Annotated in this window: 28 protein-coding genes; 16 read left to right on the forward strand and 12 right to left on the reverse strand. The window is 67.4% G+C overall.

Annotation, left to right across the window (positions count from 1 at the left end; translation table 11 throughout):
* Nucleotides 1–143 precede the first annotated feature (143 nt).
* The 3 genes from O3I_RS33720 to O3I_RS33730 all read right to left on the reverse strand — a co-directional run bounded on the left by O3I_RS33720 (nt 144) and on the right by O3I_RS33730 (nt 4,342).
* Nucleotides 144–827, reverse strand: coding sequence for a response regulator (locus O3I_RS33720; protein WP_014987513.1), 684 nt, complete (start codon nt 825–827; stop codon nt 144–146).
* Nucleotides 824–2,050, reverse strand: a complete 1,227-nt coding sequence (locus O3I_RS33725) for a sensor histidine kinase (protein WP_014987514.1) — start codon at nt 2,048–2,050, stop codon at nt 824–826. The genes O3I_RS33720 and O3I_RS33725 overlap by 4 nt, the downstream gene beginning before the upstream one ends.
* A gap of 81 nt (nt 2,051–2,131) precedes the next feature.
* Nucleotides 2,132–4,342, reverse strand: a complete 2,211-nt coding sequence (locus tag O3I_RS33730; RefSeq protein WP_014987515.1) for an MMPL family transporter — start codon at nt 4,340–4,342, stop codon at nt 2,132–2,134.
* A 158-nt stretch (nt 4,343–4,500) separates the two neighbouring features.
* On the opposite strand from O3I_RS33730, the gene O3I_RS43160 reads away from it, so the two are divergent.
* The 3 genes from O3I_RS43160 (at nt 4,501) to O3I_RS33745 (ending at nt 8,178) form a co-directional block, all read left to right on the forward strand.
* Nucleotides 4,501–5,835 carry a pentapeptide repeat-containing protein gene (locus O3I_RS43160; RefSeq protein WP_081594202.1) on the forward strand — a complete coding sequence of 445 codons (1,335 nt, stop codon included), beginning with the start codon at nt 4,501–4,503 and terminating at the stop codon, nt 5,833–5,835.
* Nucleotides 5,836–5,989: 154 nt separating this feature from the next.
* Nucleotides 5,990–6,460 (forward strand): hypothetical protein, encoded by a 471-nt coding sequence (locus O3I_RS33740; protein WP_014987517.1) that lies wholly within the window; start codon nt 5,990–5,992, stop codon nt 6,458–6,460.
* A 113-nt stretch (nt 6,461–6,573) separates the two neighbouring features.
* On the forward strand, nt 6,574–8,178 hold the full coding sequence (locus tag O3I_RS33745; protein ID WP_141691881.1) for a peptide ABC transporter substrate-binding protein: 1,605 nt from the start codon (nt 6,574–6,576) through the stop codon (nt 8,176–8,178).
* Nucleotides 8,179–8,272: 94 nt separating this feature from the next.
* Here the strand turns inward: O3I_RS33745 and O3I_RS33750 are convergent, their stop codons facing one another.
* Both O3I_RS33750 and O3I_RS33755 read right to left on the reverse strand, forming a co-directional pair.
* The gene (locus tag O3I_RS33750; RefSeq protein WP_014987519.1) at nt 8,273–8,476 is read right to left on the reverse strand and encodes a hypothetical protein; all 204 of its coding nucleotides are present in this window, start codon (nt 8,474–8,476) and stop codon (nt 8,273–8,275) included.
* Nucleotides 8,477–8,603: 127 nt separating this feature from the next.
* Nucleotides 8,604–9,566 (reverse strand): helix-turn-helix transcriptional regulator, encoded by a 963-nt coding sequence (locus O3I_RS33755; RefSeq protein ID WP_014987520.1) that lies wholly within the window; start codon nt 9,564–9,566, stop codon nt 8,604–8,606.
* Nucleotides 9,567–9,656: 90 nt separating this feature from the next.
* Here O3I_RS33755 and O3I_RS33760 point away from each other — a divergent pair, with 90 nt between their 5' ends.
* Nucleotides 9,657–10,079 carry a VOC family protein gene (locus O3I_RS33760; protein WP_014987521.1) on the forward strand — a complete coding sequence of 141 codons (423 nt, stop codon included), beginning with the start codon at nt 9,657–9,659 and terminating at the stop codon, nt 10,077–10,079.
* A gap of 119 nt (nt 10,080–10,198) precedes the next feature.
* Nucleotides 10,199–11,296: a winged helix DNA-binding domain-containing protein gene (locus O3I_RS33765; RefSeq protein WP_014987522.1), complete on the forward strand. Its 1,098-nt coding sequence runs from the start codon at nt 10,199–10,201 to the stop codon at nt 11,294–11,296.
* A gap of 52 nt (nt 11,297–11,348) precedes the next feature.
* On the opposite strand, the gene O3I_RS33770 is transcribed toward O3I_RS33765, so the two are convergent.
* Nucleotides 11,349–12,155, reverse strand: coding sequence for an AraC family transcriptional regulator (locus O3I_RS33770; protein ID WP_014987523.1), 807 nt, complete (start codon nt 12,153–12,155; stop codon nt 11,349–11,351).
* 50 nt (nt 12,156–12,205) lie between these two features.
* On the opposite strand from O3I_RS33770, the gene O3I_RS33775 reads away from it, so the two are divergent.
* Nucleotides 12,206–12,625: a DUF2000 domain-containing protein gene (locus tag O3I_RS33775; RefSeq protein WP_014987524.1), complete on the forward strand. Its 420-nt coding sequence runs from the start codon at nt 12,206–12,208 to the stop codon at nt 12,623–12,625.
* A 16-nt stretch (nt 12,626–12,641) separates the two neighbouring features.
* Here the strand turns inward: O3I_RS33775 and O3I_RS33780 are convergent, their stop codons facing one another.
* Nucleotides 12,642–13,703, reverse strand: a complete 1,062-nt coding sequence (locus O3I_RS33780) for an alpha/beta hydrolase family protein (RefSeq protein ID WP_167829195.1) — start codon at nt 13,701–13,703, stop codon at nt 12,642–12,644.
* A 308-nt stretch (nt 13,704–14,011) separates the two neighbouring features.
* Between O3I_RS33780 and O3I_RS33785 the strand changes: the two genes are divergently transcribed.
* The 3 genes from O3I_RS33785 (at nt 14,012) to O3I_RS43165 (ending at nt 16,273) form a co-directional block, all read left to right on the forward strand.
* Nucleotides 14,012–14,386: a DUF4186 domain-containing protein gene (locus O3I_RS33785; RefSeq protein WP_014987526.1), complete on the forward strand. Its 375-nt coding sequence runs from the start codon at nt 14,012–14,014 to the stop codon at nt 14,384–14,386.
* A gap of 110 nt (nt 14,387–14,496) precedes the next feature.
* Complete coding sequence (locus tag O3I_RS33790) at nt 14,497–15,246, forward strand: enoyl-CoA hydratase-related protein (RefSeq protein ID WP_041563039.1); 750 nt, start codon at nt 14,497–14,499, stop codon at nt 15,244–15,246.
* A 70-nt stretch (nt 15,247–15,316) separates the two neighbouring features.
* Complete coding sequence (locus O3I_RS43165) at nt 15,317–16,273, forward strand: CorA family divalent cation transporter (protein ID WP_014987528.1); 957 nt, start codon at nt 15,317–15,319, stop codon at nt 16,271–16,273.
* A gap of 67 nt (nt 16,274–16,340) precedes the next feature.
* Here the strand turns inward: O3I_RS43165 and O3I_RS33800 are convergent, their stop codons facing one another.
* Nucleotides 16,341–16,835, reverse strand: coding sequence for a hypothetical protein (locus tag O3I_RS33800; protein ID WP_237748178.1), 495 nt, complete (start codon nt 16,833–16,835; stop codon nt 16,341–16,343).
* A gap of 121 nt (nt 16,836–16,956) precedes the next feature.
* Here O3I_RS33800 and O3I_RS33805 point away from each other — a divergent pair, with 121 nt between their 5' ends.
* The 3 genes from O3I_RS33805 to O3I_RS33815 all read left to right on the forward strand — a co-directional run bounded on the left by O3I_RS33805 (nt 16,957) and on the right by O3I_RS33815 (nt 18,357).
* Complete coding sequence (locus tag O3I_RS33805; protein ID WP_014987530.1) at nt 16,957–17,151, forward strand: hypothetical protein; 195 nt, start codon at nt 16,957–16,959, stop codon at nt 17,149–17,151.
* Between the two features lie 236 nt (nt 17,152–17,387).
* Nucleotides 17,388–17,777, forward strand: a complete 390-nt coding sequence (locus tag O3I_RS33810; protein ID WP_141691880.1) for a hypothetical protein — start codon at nt 17,388–17,390, stop codon at nt 17,775–17,777.
* A gap of 145 nt (nt 17,778–17,922) precedes the next feature.
* Nucleotides 17,923–18,357, forward strand: coding sequence for a hypothetical protein (locus tag O3I_RS33815; RefSeq protein ID WP_014987532.1), 435 nt, complete (start codon nt 17,923–17,925; stop codon nt 18,355–18,357).
* 53 nt (nt 18,358–18,410) lie between these two features.
* Here O3I_RS33815 and O3I_RS33820 read toward each other — a convergent pair whose 3' ends face one another.
* Nucleotides 18,411–18,716 carry an AzlD domain-containing protein gene (locus O3I_RS33820; protein WP_014987533.1) on the reverse strand — a complete coding sequence of 102 codons (306 nt, stop codon included), beginning with the start codon at nt 18,714–18,716 and terminating at the stop codon, nt 18,411–18,413.
* Entirely contained in the window at nt 18,713–19,381 is a 669-nt protein-coding gene (locus tag O3I_RS33825) for an AzlC family ABC transporter permease (protein ID WP_014987534.1), read from the reverse strand. The genes O3I_RS33820 and O3I_RS33825 overlap by 4 nt, the downstream gene beginning before the upstream one ends.
* Nucleotides 19,382–19,429: 48 nt before the next feature.
* Between O3I_RS33825 and O3I_RS33830 the strand changes: the two genes are divergently transcribed.
* Complete coding sequence (locus tag O3I_RS33830) at nt 19,430–19,981, forward strand: CGNR zinc finger domain-containing protein (protein WP_014987535.1); 552 nt, start codon at nt 19,430–19,432, stop codon at nt 19,979–19,981.
* Between the two features lie 69 nt (nt 19,982–20,050).
* Here the strand turns inward: O3I_RS33830 and O3I_RS33835 are convergent, their stop codons facing one another.
* Nucleotides 20,051–20,665 carry a TetR/AcrR family transcriptional regulator gene (locus tag O3I_RS33835; protein ID WP_014987536.1) on the reverse strand — a complete coding sequence of 205 codons (615 nt, stop codon included), beginning with the start codon at nt 20,663–20,665 and terminating at the stop codon, nt 20,051–20,053.
* Nucleotides 20,666–20,744: 79 nt separating this feature from the next.
* Here O3I_RS33835 and O3I_RS33840 point away from each other — a divergent pair, with 79 nt between their 5' ends.
* Together O3I_RS33840 and O3I_RS33845 are read left to right on the forward strand one after the other, a co-directional pair.
* On the forward strand, nt 20,745–20,987 hold the full coding sequence (locus tag O3I_RS33840) for a hypothetical protein (protein ID WP_014987537.1): 243 nt from the start codon (nt 20,745–20,747) through the stop codon (nt 20,985–20,987).
* Nucleotides 20,980–21,921, forward strand: a complete 942-nt coding sequence (locus tag O3I_RS33845) for an alpha/beta hydrolase (protein WP_014987538.1) — start codon at nt 20,980–20,982, stop codon at nt 21,919–21,921. Before O3I_RS33840 ends, O3I_RS33845 begins: the two co-directional genes overlap by 8 nt.
* Before the next feature lie 79 nt (nt 21,922–22,000).
* On the opposite strand, the gene O3I_RS33850 is transcribed toward O3I_RS33845, so the two are convergent.
* Nucleotides 22,001–22,312 carry an EthD family reductase gene (locus O3I_RS33850; RefSeq protein WP_014987539.1) on the reverse strand — a complete coding sequence of 104 codons (312 nt, stop codon included), beginning with the start codon at nt 22,310–22,312 and terminating at the stop codon, nt 22,001–22,003.
* A 150-nt stretch (nt 22,313–22,462) separates the two neighbouring features.
* Between O3I_RS33850 and O3I_RS33855 the strand changes: the two genes are divergently transcribed.
* Nucleotides 22,463–23,365 (forward strand): LysR family transcriptional regulator, encoded by a 903-nt coding sequence (locus O3I_RS33855; RefSeq protein WP_014987540.1) that lies wholly within the window; start codon nt 22,463–22,465, stop codon nt 23,363–23,365.
* The last annotated feature ends 41 nt before the right edge of the window (nt 23,366–23,406 follow it).

A 23,406-nucleotide genomic window follows, 5' to 3' on the forward strand; every position in this document is an offset into this window, starting at 1 on the left:
CTCCCCTTTGAGGTCGTTCTACGACGTAGCATAGTTGCTACATCTCGTCGTGACAACGCTATTGACATGGGGTAGCACGATGCGATGAGATAGAGAGATGCGCGCGGCTCGCCCGCGCGCCGACGGCGGCTATTCGCCCGAGGTCAGGGATGTTCCCGGCGCGGCGCCTCGATGCGCACCAGCCCGGACTGGAACGCGATGACGACGAGTTGGGCTCGGTTCTGTACGTCCAGCTTCGACATCGCTCGTTGCACATGGGTGCGGATGGTGAGCGGACTGACGTACATCTTTTCGGCGATGGCTTCGTTGGACAGCCCCGAGGCGACCAGCACGACCACTTCGCGTTCCCGGGCCGTGAGGATCTCGACGGGATCGCCTGCGCTGATCCGGTTTTCCGGCAGGGCGAGATAGCGCGCGATCAGGGTGCGGGTCGCGGTGGGTGAGAGCAGGGCATCGCCGGCGGCGACGGAGCGGATACCGCCAAGCAGCTCTTCGGGGCCGACGTCTTTGCCGAGGAATCCGCTGGCGCCCGCGCGAAGGGCCTGTGCCACATACTCGTCGAGCTCGAAGGTGGTCAGGATCAGTACCCGGGTCCGGCGCAGCGCGGGATCGTCGCAGATCTCCTTGGTCGCGGCCAGGCCGTCGACACCGGGCATCCGGATGTCCATGACCACCACGTCCGGCTGGGTCGAGCGAGCCAGATCGATTGCCTCGCTGCCGTTTCCGGCGATCCCGACGACCTCCATGTCGACGGCCGAGTCGATCAGGAGCCGGAAGGTGCCCGTCAGCAGCGCCTGGTCGTCGGCCAGGAGAACCCGGATGGTCATGCTGTCTTGTCCTCGAGATCAAGGTTTTCCGAGTGCGCGAGCGGCAGCTCGGTGGTGACTTCGAACCCGCCGTCCGGGCGGTGCCCGGCGCGCAGATTGCCGCCGACCGAGATGGCTCGTTCGTTCATGCCGATCAACCCGAAACTCTGACCGTCCGGCGCGGGCGGGCGCGAATCCCGGCCCCCGTCATCGCGCACGCTGATGGTCAGCAGCAGCCGCGAATAGACGAGGCGGACCGTCGCCGTCGCGCCGGCACCCGCGTGCTTGGTGACATTGGTGAGTGCTTCCTGGATGATCCGGTAGGCCGTCAGGTCGGTGCCGGGCGAGAGCGGACGCGGTGCCCCGCTGATCGACAGCGACGGCGTCAGCCCGGCCCGCTCGAACGAGGCCAGCAGTTCGCCCAGCTGCGCGAGCCCGGGCGCGGGCGCCAGTGGAACGTCCACGTCGCTTTCCCGGAGCAGTCCCACACTCGCCTTCAGCTCGCGTAACGCCGCGGCCGTGGTGCCGGACAGCTGGTCGAGTATCTCCTGCACCTGCTCCGGCTGGATCCGCAAAAGGTACGCGGCAGTGGATGCTTGAGCATGCGCGAGTGCCATGTGGTGGGCCACCACATCGTGCAGTTCGCGCGCGATGCGCAGCCGCTCCGCGCTGACCCGCAGCCGCGCTTCCTCTTCGCGGGTTCGTTCGGCCAGCTCCGCGCGCGCGTGCAGCGCGGCCAGGTAGTCACGCCGGTTACGGCCGGCTTCACCGAACGCGGACGCCACCAGCAGGCCGGCGATCAAGGTGATGCGGTCCCCGGTCAACAGCGGCGTGAACGAGGTGATCAACGAGGTGATCAGTAACGCGAGCCCCGCCGATACCTGCGCGGCCTTGGCGTGACACGTTCGGGGCCAATACATTTCGATCGAATACATCGCCACGAAGGCGGCGCCCGCGCTGACGATCGACATTTCGAAACCCAGCACGCCGATCGTGATCGCGCAGCCGGTGGTGAGCAGCAGCACGCCGCGCGGGAACCGCCGCCGCCACAGCAGTGCCAGCGAGGCGGCCGCCGCCAAGGCGAACACCGCAGGCGACGCGGGCCGGACCACCATCGGCCCGTGCCCGTCTAGTCCGCCGGCGACCCGGCTGGCGTAGGTGGCCAATCCGCACAGCAGGACAGCGATGATGACGTCGATGGCGTGCCGGTGTCGGCGCGGCCATTGCGACCAAGCGGCGGTCATGCCTGCACCTCCTTGTTCCTGCACACTAACCGGCCGTGCCGTCCGGCCGCCCTGACGGACAGCCGGACGGCGCGTGCCCCGTCAGACGCGAGCGGATTCGAGTTCGCGATCCGGTTCGACGGGCTCGATGTGTTTCAGCGCCTCCCCTTCGACATCCACATTCGGCAGGATCTTCGCGAGCCACCGGGGCAACCACCAGGCCTTGTCGCCGAGCAGCGCGAGGACCGCCGGGACGAGGGTCATCCGGACGACGAACGCGTCGAAGAAAACCGCCGACGCGAGCCCCAGCCCCATCATCTTGATCATCGGTTCGCCGCCGCCGATGAATCCGGCGAACACCGCGATCATGATGGCCGCCGCGGCGGCGACCACCCGTGCGCTGTGCCGGAACCCGGTGACGATGGCGTCGTGCGCGCTCTCGCCGTGCGCGAAGGCCTCGCGCATCCGGGTGACCAGGAAGACCTCGTAGTCCATCGCGAGCCCGAACACCACACCGATCAGGAAGATCGGCATCATGCTCATCACCGGCCCGGTCTGTTCGACGCCGAGCAGGTTCGCCAGCCAGCCCCACTGGAACACCGCGACGATCACGCCGAAGGCCGCGCCCACCGAGAGCAGGAAGCCCAGCGCCGCTTTGATCGGCACCGCGATCGAGCGGAACACCACCATCAGCAGCAGCACGGCCAGCCCGACGACGATGGCCAGGTACGGCAGCAGCGCGTCCGCCAACTTCTGCGACACGTCGATATTCATCGCGGTCGCACCGGTGACCAGCATGGTCGCCCCCGTCGCCGTCCGCAGGTCGCCTGCCGCGTCGCGCACCGCGTGGACCAGGTCCTTGGTCTCGGTGGTGGACGGACCGGTGGCGGGCACCACCGTGAGCACCGCGGCGTCCCCGGCCTGATTGAACGAGGCCGGCACGACCGACACCACGCCCTCGGTCGTGGTCAGTGTCTTCGTCGCCTGTTCCACCGCGGCCTTCGGGTCGGCGACACCCGCGACATCGATCGCGACGGTGAGTGGCCCGTTGAAGCCGGGACCGAAGCCTGTCGCGAGCGCGTCGTAGGCGCGCCGCTGAGTCGTCGAGGTGGGTTGCGCTTCGTCGCCCGGCAACCCGAGTTCGAGGCTGCGCACCGGCAAGGCCAAGGCCCCCATGCCGATCAGGCCGATCAGCAACACCAGCACCGGTCTGCGGACGATGATCTGTGCCCACCGCGTCCCCATTGCGGGTTTCGCAGTCGGCCGGGTCGCGTCGACCGCGCGCCGGTCGGCCACGGTGCTCTTGCGGAAAGCCCGCGGCATGACCGCCTGCTGGAAGAAGCCGAGCAGTGCGGGCAGCAGCGTCAATGCGATCACCACGGCGACGGCCACCGTGCCCGCGGCCGCCAGGCCCATCGTGGTGAGCGCGGGAATGCCGACCACGGCGAGCCCGGCCAGCGCGATGACCACGGTGAGCCCGGCGAAAACCACCGCGGAACCCGCGGTTCCGACGGCACGGCCCGCGGCTTCCACGGCGCTGTAGCCCTGCGCGCGCTCGCTCCGGTACCGCGAGACGATGAACAGCGCGTAGTCGATGCCGACCGCGAGCCCGAGCATCATCGCCAGGGTGGTGGTCGTGGTGGACAGCCCGATCGCGACGATGGCGGCGATGCCCACACCGATCCCGATCAGGGCGGTGAGCAGGGGCAGCCCGGCGGCCGCGAACGCGCCGAAGGTGATCAGCAAAACCACGGCCGCGATGGCGATTCCGATGATCTCGGTGGCGCCGCCCATTTCCGGCTCGGCCATCAGCGCGGTCCCGCCCACCTCCACGGTGACACCCGCGGACTTGCCCGCGTCGATCGCGTCGGTGAGCGCCGTCTTCGTCGCGTCGGTGAGGTTCTGCGTGGTTTCGCCGTAGCTGACCGTCGCGTAGGCCGTCGTGCCGTCTTTGCTCACCGCCCCGGTCTGGAACGGGTCGAGTACGCCCTTCACCTGGGCGCCGCCCCCGACATCGGACAGGATCTGCTCGACCGCGGCCTTGACCGGCTCGGCGCCGACCTGCTCGCCCGCCGGGGCCACGAAGACGATCCGGGCCTGTGCCCCATCGGATTTGGTTCCCGGGAAACGTGCGCCGAGCAGGTCGAACGCCTGCTGTGACTCGGTGCCAGGGATCGAGAAGGTGTCCGGCGGCGGCTTCGGTGCATTGAGCGCCCCGGCCACCACGGCGGCCATCACGCCCAGCCAGAGCAGCACGACCAGCCGCCGTTTCTCGAACGCGAACCGGCCCAGCCGGTAGAGGAATTTCGCCATGCCGCCATGGTCGTGGGACGGTTCCGTAGTCCGCGTCGTGCGAAAGCAGGCTGTTGCGACTACTGCATTCGCAGTACGTTCTCACTGATGAACAGGGCACCGGGCGGTGGCGAGCAGCGAGGCACTAGATACGGTGATGTCCGGTCAGTATTCGTGCGATGAGGGAAGATCACATGGTGTCGGTGGATCCCAATGCGGCTGTTCCCGTTCATGTTCCAGAACCTGGCTGGAAGCTGCTGTGGAAGACGCTCTTCGGGATGGTCGCGACGTTCGCGTTCGCGCTACCTGTGTTGATGGTGGCCGTACGCCTGATCGACGGCGGCGGCCCGTGGTGGCTGACCGGTCATCACCTGACCACGGCGCAGTGGTACGAGGCGGTGCGCAACACCGTGGCGGTCGTGGCGCTGACCGTGGCCGGCGGGGCCGCCTATCTGGCCATTCGGCGGCAGCGCACCGCGGACTCGACGCAGCACACCGCCGCTCATGCCGTCGCTCTCATCGCGGAAGCGAACCGACTCGCCACGGCGGCGCAGGAGATCGCCGCGAAGGCACAGCAGACCTCGGCCGACGCGCTGGTCGTCAGCAACAAGCAGTACGAATTGGCCGCCGCGCAGCATGACGCGGCCGCGATCCGCGATCTGCGCACCCGGTTCACCACCACCTCGGGACAACTCGCGCACGCGTCGCCGGCGGTCCGGATGGCGGGCGTGTACGCGATGGCTGCCCTGGCCGACGACTGGCACGCCCGCGGCAACCACGCCGAAGTACAGGTGTGCGTCGACGTGCTCTGCGGGTATCTGCGGCTGCCCTACACGCCCGATCCCGACTGCGAGCGCAGCCAGAACGGTCTCGAGGTGCGCAAGACCATCGTGCGGGTCATCGCCGCGCACCTGGTGCCCGCCGCCGAGCATCCGTGGTCGGATCGGGACTTCGATCTGACCGGGGCCTACCTGGCCGACGCCGACTTCAGCTCGTCGCAGTTCCGTGGCCGCAACACCTTCAACGACACGGTGTTCGCCGGAAAATACGCGTCGTTCAACGGCGCGAGGTTCTACGACAAGACCTGGTTCGAGGGCGTGACCTTCGCCGGGCCCGCCGACTTCGGCGGCGCGCGGTTCGACGAGGAGGTCTCCTACCGCAACGCCACCTTCGCCGGATTGACCCGCTTCTCCGAAACCGAGTTCGCCGGGTCCAACACCTGGTTCGACGGCGCGACACTGGACGGCGCAACCAGTTTCGCGGACGCGATCTTCGGTGGTGAAGGGGTCTCCTTCCACAAGACGAAGTTCCAGAAGCACACCTCGTTCATCGGCGCCGCGTTCAACGGCTGGCACACCAGTTTCGACGCGGCCGTCTTCACCGGGCCCACCATCTCGTTCGAGCGCCCCGCCGCATGGCGGATGTTGACCTTCGACTGGGATCACGTCCCGGGAGCCCAGCCCCCCAACGTGTTGCCGAACAAATGGCCCCCGGCGGTGCAACCGACCGCCTGACAGATCGCCCGGATTCGGCCACTCTCGACACCGAGGTGGCGAACGCCCACCCCTGCGTGGTGCCCGACCACTCCTGGGGTTCGTGGCTCAGCCCGCTCCTGCTGCGTTGAATTGCCTCAACAGGCACACACCCGGCAACCTCCAGGAGCACCCGTTGACTACACCGTCCACCACCAAGAAGCTCGCGACGACAACGTTGCTCGTCGCCGGACTCGCCGCCCTCACCACCCTCGTCGCACCCGCCGCGCACGCGGCCAACGGCGTCGAGGGAAGTATCAGCAGTCCCGCCGCGGGCACGGTGACGCTCGGGTGGCGGGTCTACCTTCCTGCGGGCAGCACCGCGACCTGCGACATGGTCGTCGAGAACAGCGTCGGCACCACCGGGACGTACCGGGAATTCGACTACTCGGCCATCGGCGGCTCGGCCAATCATCAAGGGCGCTGGGTCAGTGACTCGTTCCAGACCTCGGCGCCCGCGGGTAGCACCGCGTACGGCGATGTCTACTGCACCTTCCTGAAGACCGATGGACAAGCCACCACCGGTCAATGGCAAGGCAGCACCGCGGTCAAGATCGTGGTCAGAGGCGGTGCCCCGACCATCCCGCCCGGCGGCGGGGTGGGCTGAACATTTCCGGCCCGGCGGACGGATTCCGAGGACAACGCCGTACGAAATAGCTACTCTCCGAAGAAATTACGAGTGGCCAGGGTGTGACCGGCCGCTCGAGGTCGGAGGGCGAAGTGAAATCCACCAGGTGGGCAGCGTTATTGGTGACGGCCGCGTTGGCGATAGGCCTGACGGCCTGCTCGTCCGGCGGGGACGATGCGGCGGCGGGCGTGGTGACCGCGAACGGCGGTGAGCCGCAACATCCGCTGGTGCCGACGAACACCAACGAGAACCAGGGCGGGCGCGTGGTCGACCGCCTGTTCGCCGGGCTGAAGTACTACGACGCCGACGGTAAGGCCCACAACGAGGTCGCCGAGGCGATCGAGTCGGCCGATCGGCGGCACTATCGGATCACCCTCGAACCGGGCTGGACGTTCACCGACGGCACCCCGGTGACCGCGAAATCGTTTGTGGACGCGTGGAATTACGGCGCGCTGAGCACCAATGCGCAACTGCAGAGCTGGATCTTCGCCTCGATCGTCGGCTATGACGAGGTATCGGTGGATCCCCCGAAGGCGCAGACGATGTCGGGGCTGAAGGTGGTCGACGAGCGCACGTTCACCGTCGATCTCACCCGCCCGTCGATCGATTTCGAACTCTCCCTCGGCTTCACGCCGTTCTTCCCGCTGCCCGAGGTGGCCTATCGGGATATGAAAGCGTTCGGCGAGCGTCCGGTCGGCAACGGCCCGTACAAGTTCGCGAACGACAACGCCTGGCAGCACAACGTGCAGATCGATCTCGCACCCAATCCGGACTACCGCGGCAACCGTCCGGCCAAGAACAAGGGCTTGCGGTTCGTGATGTACGCGACCTACGAGACCGCGTACGCGGACCTGCTGGCCGGCAACCTCGACCTGCTCGACACCATCCCTGACAACGCGCTGACCAGCTTCAACTCCGACCTCGGCGACCGCGCCATCCATAAGGCGACGGCACGATACGAGCACATCGGATTCCAGCCCACCGTGCCGCATTTCGGCGGCGCGGAAGGCGTGCTGCGCCGCAAAGCGATCTCGCTGTCCATCAATCGCCAGCAGATCGCCGACACCATCTGGCACGGAACCAAGGTTCCGGCAAAGGATTTCACCTCGGCCAGCTTGCCCGGCTACAACGGCAGTCTGCCCGGCGTGGAACTGCTCACGTACAACCCCGACGAGGCGCGGCGACTGTGGGAGCAGGCCAACGCCATCGCGCCGTGGACGGGCCGCTTCGAGATCGCCTACAACGCCGACGGCGGCCATCAGGCCTGGATCGAAGCCGTCGCGAACAGCGTCAAGAACACCCTCGGCATCGATGCCCTGGGCGCGCCCTACCCGACGTTCAAGCCGCTGCGGGACGCGATCGTCGGTAAATCCATCCGCACCGCGTTCCGCAACGCCTGGCAGGGCGACTACCCGACGATGCTGAATTTCTTGATGCCGCAGTATCTCTCCGATTCGGCGAGCAACGACATCGGCTACGTCAACCCGGAATTCGACAAGATCATCGCGACCGCGCTGGCCGCGCCCACCCCGGAGGAGTCCTACGCGCACATCGCGAAGGCGCAGGCCATCCTGTTCCAGGACATGCCCGACATTCCGGTGTTCGACGACAACAACAATGCGGGGCATTCGGACCAGGTGCGTCAGGCGAAGCTGACCTGGAACGGTCTGTTCGCCTACGAAGGCGTCGAAAAGTAGTGCTCGGCAGGTGAACCGGCGGAACCGGACAAGCGACGGCCGGTCGATCCCAGTGGGATCGACCGGCCGTCGCCGCCGGCGGGCAGCCGCTGCGTCAGAAGGAGCAGTCCGCGGGACGACCCGCCCAACCGCCCTTCAGGAATCGGATCACGGCGCAGAAGATATCCGCCGACGACCCCTGGACATAGGTCGCGGTCGAGGTCGTATCGGCCGGTGCGGCAATGGGTTCCGCCGCGGCCAGTCCGGCCGGCGCGAGCAGGCCCGCCGTCAGGGCGGCGACAACGATGAGCTTTTTCACAAGAGTGTCCTCTTCGTCGGGAGACAGGAACACGATCCATGATGGCGCGCTGTACGCGGTACCCCCAGGTTTGGGGGGGCTCGAACAGAGTCGGCGCGCACCGCACCAAATGAGCTGGATCCGGGGATCAGGTGGCTGCGGTGGCGGCGTAGCGGCGGGCCAAATGGGCGAAAGCTGCTGTCAGCTCGGCGGGCCCCACGACCTCGATATCGGCGTCGAACAAACCGAGCGCGCCGGCCAGGGCGGGCCATGACCAGGAGTCCAGCACCACTCGGCAGCGGTCCGGACCGAGGTCCTCGACTATCCCGTCGTGCAGAAACGGTGACACCTCGGCGGCGGGCCGGGCCAGAATCACCTCGCCTCGGCATGGCCGCCCGCCCGACCCGTCGGAACCGGCGAACCTGCTCGCGACGAACGCCGCCACATTCGCGCCCGGCAAGTCGCGAGGGACGAACCGCGGGCCGGTCGGGGTGCGCGGCGAGATCCGGTCGGCGCGGAAGATCCGCCAGTCGTCGCGGTCCAGGTCCCACGCCACGAGGTACCAGCGACCACCCCGGGTCACGAGGTGGTGCGGCTCAACTCGCCGCGGCTGCGTAACCGCCGAAGAGCCCGCACTGACGTAGTCGAAGCGCAGCACCTCGTTGGCGTGCACGGCCGCGCTGATCGCCAGCAACACCGCACTGTCGAGCGGCGGTGCGGCGGGGTGCGCGACGGCGGTGACCTGAAGGGTGTCGATGCGGTGGCGCAGCCGTGCGGGCATCACCTGCCGGAGGGTGTGCAGCGCCCGCACCGCGCCCTCCTCGATGCCGGCCCCGGCGGTGGTAGCCAGCTGGAGCGCCACGGTCAGTGCGACGGCTTGTTCGTCGTCGAACAGCAGCGGCGGCAGTTGCGTGCCCGCGCCGAGCCGGTATCCGCCCTCCGGTCCCTTGGTGGTGACGATGGGGTAGCCGAGTTCGCGCAAGCGGTCGACGTCGCGGCGCACGGTGCGCGGACTGACCTCCAGCCGCTCGGCCAGCAAGGTCCCCGGCCAGTCCCGGCGCGCCTGCAACAGCGACAGCAACGTCAGCAGCCGTGCGGAAGTTTTCGGCATATTTCTGATTCTGCCGGAAGTAGCGGACACAACCTGACCGCTTCTCTTGCGACCGTGGTCTCGGCAGCAAGTCGACAAAGAGGAGTAAGCATGTCCGTCACGACCACCACCCACCTGAACTTCCGCGGCGACGCACGCGCGGCACTGGAGTTCTATCAGTCCGTGTTCGGCGGCCACCTCGCCGTCGTCACCTACAAGGATGCGGGGGACGTCGAGGACGAGTCCGCGGCCGACCAGGTGATGTGGGGACAGGTGCTGGCCGAGAACGGCTTTCACGTGATGGCCTACGACGTGCCCGCGCGGATGAGCTACCGCCAGGGCGAGAATTCGTTCTTCGTTTCCCTGCGCGGCGAGACCGCCGAGGAGATCACCGGATACTGGGAAACACTGCGCGCCGACGCGACCGTCGTGGTCCCGCTGGGACCGGCGGGTTGGGCGCCCGCCTATGGGATGCTGCGTGACCGCTTCGGTGTCGTCTGGGTTCTCGATGTCATCAGCGGATACAACGGATAGCGCCACCTCGTGCGGGGTGGGAGCCGCGCTCTCGCCCCGGCGGCCCATCTGATGACCGAGAGGACACCAACGATGAGAACACGCACCAGCGGACGGGTCGCTCGCGGCGGCATGATCGGATGACGATACTGACGACCCGGGCGCTCAACCGGGCCACGCTCGCCCGGCAAATGCTGCTCGACCGTGCCGAGATATCCACACTCGATGCCGTCGCCCACCTGTGCGGACTGCAAGCGCAAGAGCCACAGGAACCGTTCCTCGGACTCTGGTCGCGGATGCGCGCGTTCGAGCCCGCCGTGCTCGACGAGCTGCTCACCGAGCGCCGGGTGGTGCGCCTGCATCTCATGCGCCGTACCGTCCATCTGCTCACCGCCGACGACGCGCTGGCCTGGCGGTCTCGCCACCACGCCATGCTGTGCCAGCGGGTGCTCGGGACCTACCGCCGCGAACTGGCCGGCGTGGATCTGGACGAACTCGCGGCGGCGGGCAGCGCGCTGCTGGCCGATGGCGCGCCGCGCACCATGGCCGAACTGGCGCGAGAACTCACCGACCGCTGGCCGACGCCCGGACCGCGAGCACTCGGTGAAATCCTGATCGCCGCCCTCATCCCGACGGCGCAACTGCCACCGCGCGGGCTGTGGCGCGCGAAAGCAGGAGCACGTTACCAGCCGCTGGCCATGTGGCTGGGCCGCCCGATCGCCTCGCTTCCGGAGGATCCCGATCTGGTCGGTCGCGCGCTGGTCCGGCGCTATCTGGCCGCTTTCGGACCGGCGGCCTCGGCCGACCTGCGCGCCTGGTGCGGCCTGGCCGGGCTGCCCGCCGCGGTGCGCGCGGTCCGCGCGGAGCTGGTGGCCTTCCGCGACGAACGCGGCCGCGAACTGCTCGACCTCCCGGACGCGCCCCGCCCCGACCCGGACACCCCCGCCCCGGTGCGCTTCCTGCCCGCTTTCGACAACGCGATCCTCGGCTATCACGACCGCAGCCGGATCATCGACGACGAGCACCGCGGCCTGTCGGTCGCCGGTGCGCGCGTCGTGCTGGTCGACGGCCGGGTCGCGGCCACGTGGACCGAGGAGTCGGGCACCGTGCACGTCGCCCCGCTGCGCCGCTTGTCCCGGGCCGAGTCCACCGCGGTCACCGAGCAGGGTCGCGAACTCGCGTTGTTCCTCTCCGGCAAAGACAGTCAGCGCGTCCAGGTGGACACGCCTGCGCGCTGATCGGAACCGCGGAAAAGATCGTGCCACTGCTCGAGTGGTGCGCGGGGCGCGGCTAGTTCGCCGCGCTCTGTGCGTATCTACCCGGCGTCGTGCCCAGAATGCGCTTGAAGTGGCGGGTCAGATGCGGTTGGTCATGAAAGCCGGTGGCAGCCGCCACATCTCGCGCGGGCATGCCACTCAGTAGCAACGGGCGGGCGAGATCGACCCGGCGGGAAATCAGGTACTGGTGCGGCGGCATCCCGAACTCGCGGCGGAACGCGCGAATGAGATGAGTGGCATCGGCGTGCAATATCGCCGCCGCCTCGGTGAGCGAAAGCCCTTCGGCAATACGGGAATCGAGCAGACCACGCAGCCGATGTGCCAACCCCGGATCGGCGTGCCGCGGCAGCGGATCCGTGCCGAGCAGCAGGTCGCGCAGCCGATCGTGGATGAGGGCGAGGCGGCTGGCGGCCTCGAACTCCTCGCCGGAATGCGCTAGGACAGCGTGCAATTGGCGGATTCGCCGGTGCAGCAGCGGGTCGGTGAAGGTGGGCGAGTCGACAGCACGACCGATCATCGCCGCGCTGAGCTGCGCGTCGTCGAGATAGAGCACGCGCTTGCGGAATCCGTCCGCGGTCGCCGCCTGACCGTTGTGCGGCACATGCGGCGGCAGCAGCGACACCACCGAGCCGAGCACGCCGTGCTCGTGCCGGTCGAGGTCGTAGCGGACCATCCCGTCGTCGACGATCAGCAGCGTCCAGGAGTCGTGGGCATGCATCGGGTAGACGTGCTCGACGAAACGGGCATGGAAGACCTCGACGATGCCCGGCACTCGCGGCTGCCAGGCTCTGATCTGCTCGATCGCACCGCCCGCAACCATGCCAGGATCGTACAAGCCTTCCTGTGCCGGTCCACGGAAGAGTCGGGGGCATGGAGAACGTGCGTTTCGATACCAAGATCGCGGTACTGCTGCGGGCGGACTTGCCGACCTGGCAGCGGCTGAATGTGACGGCATTCCTGGTCAGCGGTCTCGGCACGGTGCACCCGGAGGTGATCGGGGAACCGTACGAGGACGCGGACGCGACCAGCTACTTGCCGATGTTCCGGCAGCCCGTGCTCGTCTTCGAGGGCAGCAAAGAGGTCGTGCGCAACGCACACGGCAAGGCGCTGGCGCGGGAACTGCGCACTGCGGTGTTCACCTCCGACCTGTTCACCACCGGAAACGATCAGGACAATCGGGCCGCGGTGCGCGCGGTCGGCAGCGACGACTTGGACCTCGTCGGCGTCGCCGTCTACGGACCGCGCAACGTGGTGGACAAAGTACTCAAAGGCGCCCGCATGCATCCATGAACCGAAGGCTGCGGCATCAACTCCGCGCGTTCCGGTCCAGCCAGGTCTTTATGTAGTCGAGCACTTTCGGGTCGGTGGTGGTCTCGGTTCTCGCGTATTCATCCGGCATACCGGTGACCGCTGGTTGCATGAGATGGTTCACGCCCTCGAAGGTGTGCACCGTCGCCTTCGGGTTGCCTGCCAGCAGTTCACGCATCAGCGGGTCATTGACCGCAGCCTCGACCTGCACGTCCTTGGTTCCGAAGAGAGCAAGGACGGGGACGCGCAAAGCACGCAACGCGGGCGCGGGGTCGTAAGTCGATTGCGCCGCATATTCCTGGTTGATCGACTTGTCGATATCTTCGTCACGGGACTGTTCGGCCGCCGGAAGTCGCCGATTCGCTTCGCGTGCATTGCGTCGCGCTTCGTCGAAATTGCCTGCCCGCAGCAGATCGCATTCGGTTTGCACTGCAGCGTCACTCGCCGCCAGGCGGTCGGGGGAGGTCGTCCCGGTCGCCTGCAACTGCACGCGCAGCTGATGCTTGAGGACTTCGCATCCGTGCTGCGCCGGTCCCGCCATGAGCACGGTGAATGCGACCTTGTCTGGTGCCTGCTGCGCCACCAGCGGCGCCAGGGAACCGCCCTGACTGTGGCCCAGCACGCCGATGCGATCGCGATCGATATCCGATCGTTCACGCAGATAAGAGATTTGCGCGAGCACATCCGAGGCGAGGTCGTCGTAGGTGGCCTCGCTCTTGTCCCCGGTGGTCGCGCCGACCCCGCGATCATCGGACCGCAGGACCGCATACCCCGCCCTGGTCAAGGCATCGGCGATGAGCAGAAAGGGCTTGTGCGACGCGAACTCTTCGTCGCGAGTTTGCTTTCCACCGCCGGGCACCAGAACCACCGCGGGAAACGGGCCCTTTCGATCGGGGACAGTGAGGGTGCCACCGATGGTGATTCCGTTGTTGCGCAGTGTCACGTCGGTCGAATGATAAGTCTCGTCAGGTTTTTCCTCCGACGACGTACACCCCGCCACAACGGCCGACAGTAACAACGCGACGAGGGCAAGCCCGCCTCTGCTGGCGACAAAAGCCATATCAACTCGCCGTCCCTTCCCGCATCGGTTCCTGCACGGACTGTAGGCGCGCCCATTCACCCCGCACATCCGGGAACACCCCGAGGTACACCAGTAGATTTCGCGGCATCGCTCGGCACTCCCGCCACCTCGCAGGTGTTTGCGGGGATCGGTGGGCGCTACTCGATGGTCGCGATCTCCGCTGGTAGCGTCGGTTTCGTGACCAGAGCCGACCCGTACCTCGGATTCAGCGGGGACGCGCGGCGGGTGATGACGCTCTACCGGGTGGTACTCGGCGAGCGCACGGCACGCGGACTGGTCCCAGGTCTATGACGGACGAACTCGACGACAGACTGGACCGGATCGGACAGCATCATTTCCGCGCGAAGTTCCGGCTGCGGGGGCGCGACCGCGCCGTGGTCGACCTGCGCGGGATCGCGACCGTCCGCAAGCACGCCGAGGACCTGATCGCCCGCAGGCTGGCCCCGGCCGAACCGCGCAACGACGGCAAGCAGACGCCCTACCGCGGACATCCGGTCTTCGTCGCCCAGCACGCCACCGCCACCTGCTGCCGCACCTGCCTCGCCCGCTGGCACGACATTCCCGCCGGGCACGAACTCGACGACGCCGAACGCGCCTACGTCGTCGACGCGATCTGCCGATGGATCGTGCGACAGTACGCCCCGAATCAACCGCCACCCTGACGCCCGCGATGGGATATCCCTCTTCAGCGCCATAGATCAGTTCCGAATTGAGACTGGATCAGGTAGCGTCCGGCCTCGTAATGAAACCGATCTTTCGACCAGAGGAACTCATGCGAGTCCAAACCAGTAGGGACGGAAGGATATTCGTTATCCGGTTGAATCGACCGGACAAACGCAATGCCTTCGACGCGGCGATGACCAGCGGACTCGATGCCGCGCTCAACGAATTCGACGACGACCCGAGCCTGTGGGTCGCTGTCCTCACCGGCGAGGGCGACGGGTTCTCCGCCGGCACCGACCTGAGCAGCGGATCCGGCGAACCCACGCCCCGCGGCGGGCACTACGGCCTGGTGCGCCGTGCCCGCCGCAAGCCGCTGATCGCCGCGGTGGAGGGCTTCGCCTACGGCGGCGGCATGGAAATCGTGCTCGCGTGCGACCTGCTGGTCGCCGCCCGCACCGCCACCTTCGGACTGCCCGAATCGCGGCGCGGCGTCATCGCCACGTGCGGCGGGCTGTTCCGCACCGCGCGGGCGCTGCCCTTGAACGTGGCCAAGCAACTGCTGCTGACCGGCGAGCCGATCACCGCCGAACGTGGCTACGAATTGGGCTTCGTCAACGAAATCGCCGATGCGGGAGCAGCTTTGACGGCCGCGATGGCTTTGGCGCAACGCGTCTGCCGCAGCGCGCCGACCTCGGTCCAGGAAAGCCTGGTCGCCCTGGAACGCGTGCACAGCGCCGACGATCAGTTCGCCTGGCAGGTCACCGAAGAAGCGATCGCCAACACCCTGACCTCGCAGGACACCGCCGAGGGCGTGCAGGCCTTCCTCGAACGTCGCGAACCCCGCTGGTCCGGCCGATGACGCACCGCGCGGCGCGGGTCACCACAGACCGCTGACAAAAGGGGATCCGATCCCGGGGCACAATGCGGGCATGATCACCGATGATGCCGTCTACCTCGACGGACAGCTGTGCCCCGAACTCCGGGCAACCGGTACCGAAGGCAACCGGAAGCCGCCGGGGGCATTCGCCTGGCTGGGGGTGCGGGATCTCGATGACGACGACCTCGCGCAGTTGGAACAGGCGGTGGGCCTGGATCCGGCGTTGCTGGCCAAGGCACATCAGTCCCTGCAACGTCCAGGCCTGGAGGTCCGAGGCGAGACAGTGATCATCGCGCTGGCCACGGGCCAGTTCGATGCCAGCGACACCTCCATCGACGTGGTGGACGTATTGCTCGCCATCGGAAGGGATTTCGTCGTGACAGTCGGCACGGAGCTCACTCCCCCGCGCACCCACACCGACGGCCCGCTCGCCGCATTTCGCATCGTCCTCGACTTCATCATCGACAGCTACCTGATCCTGCTCGAGCAGCTCGACCGCGCGATCAAACAGGTTGAGGGTGAAGTCTTTTCCACTGATCGCGCAAACCCGGTCGAGCAGATCTACCGGCTCCGACGCCTGCTGATGGAGTTCGAGCAAACCACGGCCGCACTCGTCGACGAACCGCTCGAACGTCTGGTCCGCCGTCGCCTGCCCGCCTGGATCACCGACGATCCCTACAGCGCCAACGTCGGTGAACAAGTCCTGCACGAAATCGATCGTCATTTCCGGCACATCGACAACCGCGTCCGCGCGCGCCGTGAACTACTCGACGGAGTGCTCGACGCCAATCTCACCCAGGTCGGCATCCGCCAGAACGAAGACATGCGCAAGATCTCCGCCTGGGTCGCCACCGCTGCCGCCCCCACCCTGATCGCCGGCATCTACGGGATGAATTTCGAAGGGATGCCGGAACTTTCGTGGACCTACGGCTACCCTGCCGTGCTCACGCTGATGATCACCCTTGCGGCCTTGGTGCACATAGTCTTCCGCCGTAAAGGGTGGCTATGACAGTGGGCCACAGCGGTGGCAGGGATCCGGTCGATCCCTGCCACCGCCTAGTCGATCCGTTGCGTGATCAGCCGAGCGTGAACGTCGCGCGTCCCGTGAGGTGTTCCAGATCCACATTCTGCGGATAAACCTGGGAGTACGTGTCGATCCACGCCTCCACCTTTCCGGCACCCGGCGCCATACCGATGCCGGTGATCACGTTGTCCGGCATGCCGACGACGGAGGTGCCCTCGACCCGTTGGGACTGCCCGCTGGTCAGGCCGGTGTCGACGTTGCGCCAGTGCACGGTGAGGTGATAGCCCCCGCAGAACTCCCCGGTCTGCGTGATCTTCACCCGAACACCGAACGTACCGGACTGCGGCTGCGGCACCGTCTCGGCATTGATGATCGCGGCACAATTGGGCCCCGGTACCCGCGTGAGGGTCGAGGTGAACTGCGCCACCGGATCGTCAGGGTTGGCACCGGCGCTCCCGGCGAACCCGCTCATTCCGGCCGCCATCGCTGCCGCGACGACGCCCGTACGGAACATGAACCGTTGTAAGGAAACATATTTCAGACTCATGTCCCGTCTGTCGTCCTACGTCTGAGCGACGTTAGCCCGCCCCGAGCCCTCAAACTCAGGGGCTGGACAACTCCGCCACCGGTGACGGCGAATTGTGGTGTGCAGGAGCCAACGCGGCCGGGTGATCACGGCGAACACCGCCGTGACGGCCACGGTCCGCATGCTCGCCCTGGCTCTGACCGGCGTGCTGATCGAGTTGGCCGGTCCTCGCGCAGTGCTGCTCGGCCTGGCGGTGCTTGCGCTGCCGTTCATCGTTCTGCTCTGTTCGACGGCCCGCCCGCCCGAGCCTGCTCAGGTCACATCGGAATCGACCTGAGCTTTCCTTCGTCTCGCCGAAGTCCTCGCCCCTGGGTGAGATCTTCTCGGGTGCAATAGATTACGGCCTACCTGGACGAACTGGGTCCTCGTGCCGACGCGCTGAAGACGGGAAAGTAGTTCGGGGCACGCGAAAATCGGTGATTACCCCGATGCGGGCATCGCCCGAACGGCATATTCTTCTGCGCGGGGCCGGAAACATAGCGGGCCAACGTTTTCCAAAGGGTCGGGGGCGACGTGAGAGAAAATCGCCGGTGGTCGACGACCGCTGCTGCGCTGTACGTCGTGTGGGGCGTGCTGCACATGGGGCTCGGCTTGTCCATGGTGATCGGAGACCTCGCCGACGGCGTGCCCGGCACCGAATCGGCGGCTGAGAGCCTGTTGTACTTCATCTGCGTGACCACGCTGGGCGCGCAGGCCATCTTCGTCGCGGTGACCATGAACCGGGTCAACAGTCGTCTGGGTTTCTGGCTCAACGCCGTCGTACTCGGGGTGGTCGATCTGGCGTTCCTCCTGCTGCTCGCGGCACCCGGATACGTCGACCTGATCGGCGCGATCGTGGGGCCGGTCGTCTGGGTGCTGGCCACCGTGTGCGCGGCGGTCGCATTGCGAAGCCGGTCCACCTGACAGCGTTCCCCCGCACTCGGATGGCGCTACCGCAACTGGGGGCTTGCTGAAAACCACTGCTACCCAACAGGCTCGACATAGTCGCGCCGACCGGGCCGTCCGGGACGCAGACGGGAGGGCGGGATTGGTAAAGCGCATCGTCTGGATGACTTTCGGCGACGACTTCGATCCCGGGCGACTCCAGGAACTCATCGTCGAGATGGGCGGACAACTCGATACCACATGGACCGCCTGGCTCCAGCGTGACAATTCCTGGGTCGCCGTCGACATCCATCCGTTCGTCCGGCGGCTACCGGCGAACGCACCCCGGCAAGAAGCAGCCGCCTACAACGAACTGCACGCACTACTCGGCTCGCCACCCCGCCACCGGGCGACCTTGCACAGCCCGGCCACCACAGCGGCGGAATGGCTGGCCGCCGAGATCGTGCTGGAAGCAGCGCGACATTGGCCGCTGCTGCTGTACGGATACGACGAAGAGCGCATCACCATAGAGCAATTCGAGCGCCGGGTCGCCCGGCGCACCCACGGTTTGTTCTGGTCCCAGTTGAGCTGTCCGGAGTCGGGGAATGGTGGCGGATGATGGGTCCGGAGGCGCGGTCATCACCGCAGGCTGTGTAAACCACTGCGGGCGTTCTAAGTCAGCAACCGCAGCGTGGCCGTGACGGCGACGCCGCAGAGGATCGCGGCGAGCACTGGCATGCGCAGCACGTAGGTCACTGCGATCGCCGCCAGCCCCGCGCACAGCGTCCAATCGATCCCTGACCAGCCGGGACCGGTCACGTCGGTGAGCACGAGGCCGGCCAGCAACGCGGGCGCGAGCAGCGCGATGACCCCGGCCAGCCGGGGCCGTATCTCGCGGTCGCCGAGTAGGACCGGACCGGCGGCCTTGAAACCGATGCTGATCAACGCGACGAGGACGATCGCAGCCCAAAGGGTCATCGCCGCACCGCCAGACCGAGCAGCGCGGCAGTCGAGGCGCCGATCAGCGCGAGGCCGACCGGAACGAACAAGACCAGAGCACCGGCCAGGCACGCGGCAAGCGCAGCGGTCTGGACCGCCTGACGCGAACGGCGCAACTCGTCGATGAGTAGGACCAGGAAGAAACCGGGAAAGACGACGTCGAGCCCGAACCGCGTGACCAACTCCGGTGAAGGCGCGGTGAGAACGCCGAGCACCGTGCCCAGCACCCAGGCCGGCAGCTGAATGAGGGTGCAGCCGATGAGCTTTTCCCGGTCGAAGCGTCCCTGCCCGAGGTGAGCGGCGACCCACGACCCGTCGACGACGGCCTGCCCCTCCCACGCACGGCGCAGCCGCCCGCCGCGCAGATCTGCGGCAACAGCGGCGCCCATCGGCAGGAATCGAGCGTTGATCAGGGCCGCGGCGCCGACCGCGACAGCTAGATGACCGCCGCCGGCCAGCGCGGCAGCCAGCGCGAACTGAGCGGAGCCGGAGAACACGATGATCGACGCAACGATCGGGGCCGCGGTCCCCCAGTGCAGAGTTTGAGTGTAGGCGCCGAAGGTGACGCCGAGGACGAAGGTCGCAGCACCCAGCCCGAGCCCGACGCGGGCGCCGGCCAGGTAGCTTCGCCGGAGCGTTGTCATACTCCGCACACTAACAAGCTAAACTGGTTTTGACCATTAGGAGGATAGGTGGGTGACCACTGGGACGGCTACGACAGCATCGGCGGCAGTGTGCCGTTGGACCTGGTCAACACCGTTTCTTGGCGACGCGATCCGGCCAGGCGAAACGATCGGCTTTCGACCCCGGAGCGACTCTCGGAATGGGTCGTCCTGGTCGGCGCGACGACCGAACGGTTGGCGGTTTCCGAGGCCGTCCTGCAGGCGGTGCACATCTTCCGCGAGGCCCTCTACCAGGTGCTCGTTTCGGATCCGCCGGACGTCGCCGCACTGCGAGCGCCGCTGCTCGCGGCATATCGGTATGCCGAGCTGGCGCCCGCGCTGCCCCTGCGGTGGACCGTGCCATTGCGCGACGGCGCCGCGCTTCCACACTTTCTCGCGCTGCGGACCGAGGAATTGCTGCGATCCGCGGACTTGGAGCGGATCCGCGAATGCGAGGGGCCAGGCTGCGGCTGGGTCTTCATCGACCGGACACGCAACCGATCACGGCGCTGGTGCAGCTCATCGGACTGCGGAAACCGGGCGCGGGCCAGGCGACACTACAGCAAGGTCCGCGAGCCGTGACCGCGATGCGAACCCGGTCGCGTCGGCCGAGCCGGTCTGTCAGGTCGATCAGGCACAGATCGACCTGTGTCAGGAGGGTGCGGCCGGGACCACCCAAAGTCCGGCCGTATGCCTGCGCAGCGTTTTGTGGGCGAGTTCGGGAGTCAGGCGCCGCGTCAGGACCTGCAGTGTCAAACCATCGGCAACCGCGATCAGTTCCTCAGCAGCCTGGTCGGGCACGATTTCCTGCCGGACCTGACCGGACTCCCGGCCCAGCCGCAGCAGGAGCGTCAGCAGTTCGGCCACACCGCGGTAGTGGTCCAGTTGGGCCGCCGCGACCGCCGGGTCCACTGCCGCCTGCGCGCTGAAGGCGATCCAGACGCGCGCCTCGATCAGGTCCGCGTCGTCGACGGCGAGCATCGCCGACAACGTGTGTTCCAGCATCGTGACGACCGACTCCGGCGCGGCCGATGCCGCGATCCGGGCTCGGGTGCGCTCGGTGATGCGCTGGTTCACCCGCTCCTGCGCGAAGATCAACATCTGCTGCCGGGTGCTGAAGCACCGCTGCACCGCGCCCATCGACACGCCCGCCTCCGCAGCCACCTCCCGCAGCGTCGCCGCCTCGATTCCGCGTCGGCCGATCAGGCTGCACACCGCGTCCGCGATCAGACGCCGACGGCTCTCGTGATCTACGTATCGGGGCATCCCGTCAGCATACCGATGCGGTCGCATCGGAAAGATGTTACGGTTCCGATGCAGTTGCATCGGAAAGAGAGGAAGTGTCATGTCGGCATGGATCGCCGCGGCTCGCACGCAGTCCGGGTGGCTGCTGTTCGGGTTCATCCTGTTCGTGCAGGGATTGGGGTCGGCGGTGGCGGAAGCCCTGTGGGAGAACAGCTTCGGGGTGGCTGCGATGCTGCGCGTGTCCGGATTTCCCGGATGGTCGGATTACGTGATCGGTGCGCTCGGGGCGGCGGCGCTCGCGGTTGGTCTGCAGCGGGCCCGATGTGGGGTGACGCATGCGTGAGCTGTCCCGTCGGGGGGTACTGGGAGTCGGCGCACTGGGCGCCGGAGCCCTGGTCGCCGGGTGCGCGAACGGGGACCGGGCAACCAGCGGCGGCCGGCCGACCTTCGTGATCGTGCACGGCGCCAACGGGAACGGCGCCTCGTACGCCGGACTGGTGGCCGCCCTGACCCTGGCCGGTCACCGAGCATTGGCCGTCGACCTGCCGGGCCACGGACCAGCCGCACACTTCCCACTGTCCTATCAAGCGCCGCAAGATCTCTCGGCATTGGCGGCCGAACCCTCACCCCTGGCCCGACTACGCCCGGCCGACAACGTCGAGCATGTGGCGGGTGTGGTCCGCCGCGCCGCTACACAGGGCCCTGTCATCCTCGTCGGCCACAGCATGGGCGGGGCGACGATCACGCGGGTCGCGAACGAGATCCCCGATCACATCGCACGACTGGTGTATCTGACCGCGTTCTGCTGCGTGCGGCTGCGCAGCGTGCTGGAGTGCTACACCACACCGGAGGCCGCGAGCACATTGGCGACCACGATTCCCAGCCTCGGCGACCCCCAGCAGACCGGTGTGACCCGAACCAATTGGCGCTCAGCCGATCCCGAGTTCCTCGCCGCCGCGAAGGCCGCACTCGCCGACGATTACGACGACGCGGCTTTCCGGGCAGCGCTCAATGCCATGGAACCCGACGAGGCGTGGGCGGTGACCATCGACGATTCCCGCGGCGACCCGGCGACGTGGGGCCGAATCCCGCGCAGCTACATCCGCTGCACCCGCGACCGCACCCTCCCCCTCGCGCTGCAGGACCGCATGATCGCGGAAGCGGACGCGGCCACCCCCGGCAACAGCTTCGACATTCATTCGATCGCCGCGCCACACCTCGGCCCGCAGCACCCTCAGGCGATCGCGGACATTCTCGTCTCTCTCGTCCAACGGTAACCGTAGCGCCGGGAACTCGTTGTGTACGTTGCGAATTCGGGCGTGCACACACCGCCTCCGCTCCCGGCACGCCATTTCGTCAGCCGATGCCCTCCTGCACCGGATAGTGGATGATGATCGCACCGCCGGTGGCGTAGTTGACGACGTCGGCGGCCGCCTGCCTGCCTTCCTGCGAAGCCCGAGCCGCGGCCTCGGCGGCGGCGTCGGCGAAGTCGGCTTCGAAGACCGCGAAATACGGTGCTTCGCCGTCGGTCGCCGCGACGTCGAAGCTGTAGCGCCACGCGAGCAGGCCGGGCAGCTTCCTGACCAATGGCAGGTGGTTGGTCACGTAGTAGTGGCGGAAGTGGTCGGGGTCGGCGGGCTCGCCGTACAGGACTACCAGCTTGTACATGACCAGTTCCTGGTGGGCGTGCGTGCGGTGTCCAGTGCCGCGGTCGGCTGAATCGTCATATGCGCAGGTTAGGGCTCGATGTGTGGTCGAGGGAAAGACCGGGACGGGATAGACTCAGAACGGATCGTTATCAATCGGCGGGGAGGGCATGTGGCGCCGGATACGGTGAGCCTGCGGTACTTTCTGGTACTGGCGCAGGAGTTGAATTTCACGCGCGCGGCCGCCCGGATCGGTATAGCGCAGCCCGCACTCAGTGCCCGGATGCGCCGATTGGAGGCGGAACTCGGCACGCGCCTGCTGGTGCGCAACACCCGTAGCGTCGTATTGACCACGGCCGGTGCGGCTTTGGCGGAGTCCGCGCCGCCCGCGCTGGCGGCACTGGACCGAGCATGGGACACCGCCCGGCATGCGGGCGCCGGTGAGCTGGGCACACTGCGCATCGGATACAGCCTCAGCACGGGGGCCGAGACGGCACCGGCCCTGGTGAACAAGCTCATTCACAGCAGCCCGGGACTCGAGGTCGGCGCGGTCCCCATGGCGACACCGGAGATCTCCCCAGCGGTCGCCGACGGCCGCATCGACGCGGGGATCACCCGCGGCGAACAGCCGGGTCGTGGCGTGCGCCGATTCCTGCTACGGCGTGAGCGCGTCGGAGTCCAACTGGCACAGCATCATCCGCTGGCCGAACACCCCGAGATCGCGATCGCCGATGCTGCCGCGTATCCGCTGCGACTCCCCGACCGTACGGCCAATCCGGTGATCCACGATCAGCTGTCCGCGCTGTTCCGCGACACCCAGCCGAACCTCCGATTCCGCACGCCCCCAGTCTCTTTCGACCTGTCTCAGCGCGACCTACGCGACGGGCTCACCCTCGCCCCAGCCGGTGCAGCCGCGATCGCGACACAGCCGGCCGGCCTCACCTGGCGACCGCTGCAGGGTGCAGCCACCTTGACCATCCACCTGGTGCTCCCGCGCGTACAGTCACCACTACACCGCCGCATCCGTACCGTCGCCAAAACCCTGGCACAAGAGCTGCACTGGCTGCCGGACTGACGCACAGCAGGCGTACGCGTGATACAACGCCCGACGACGAG

It is taken from the genome of Nocardia brasiliensis ATCC 700358 (assembly GCF_000250675.2).
Taxonomy (GTDB): Bacteria; Actinomycetota; Actinomycetes; order Mycobacteriales; family Mycobacteriaceae; genus Nocardia; species Nocardia brasiliensis_B.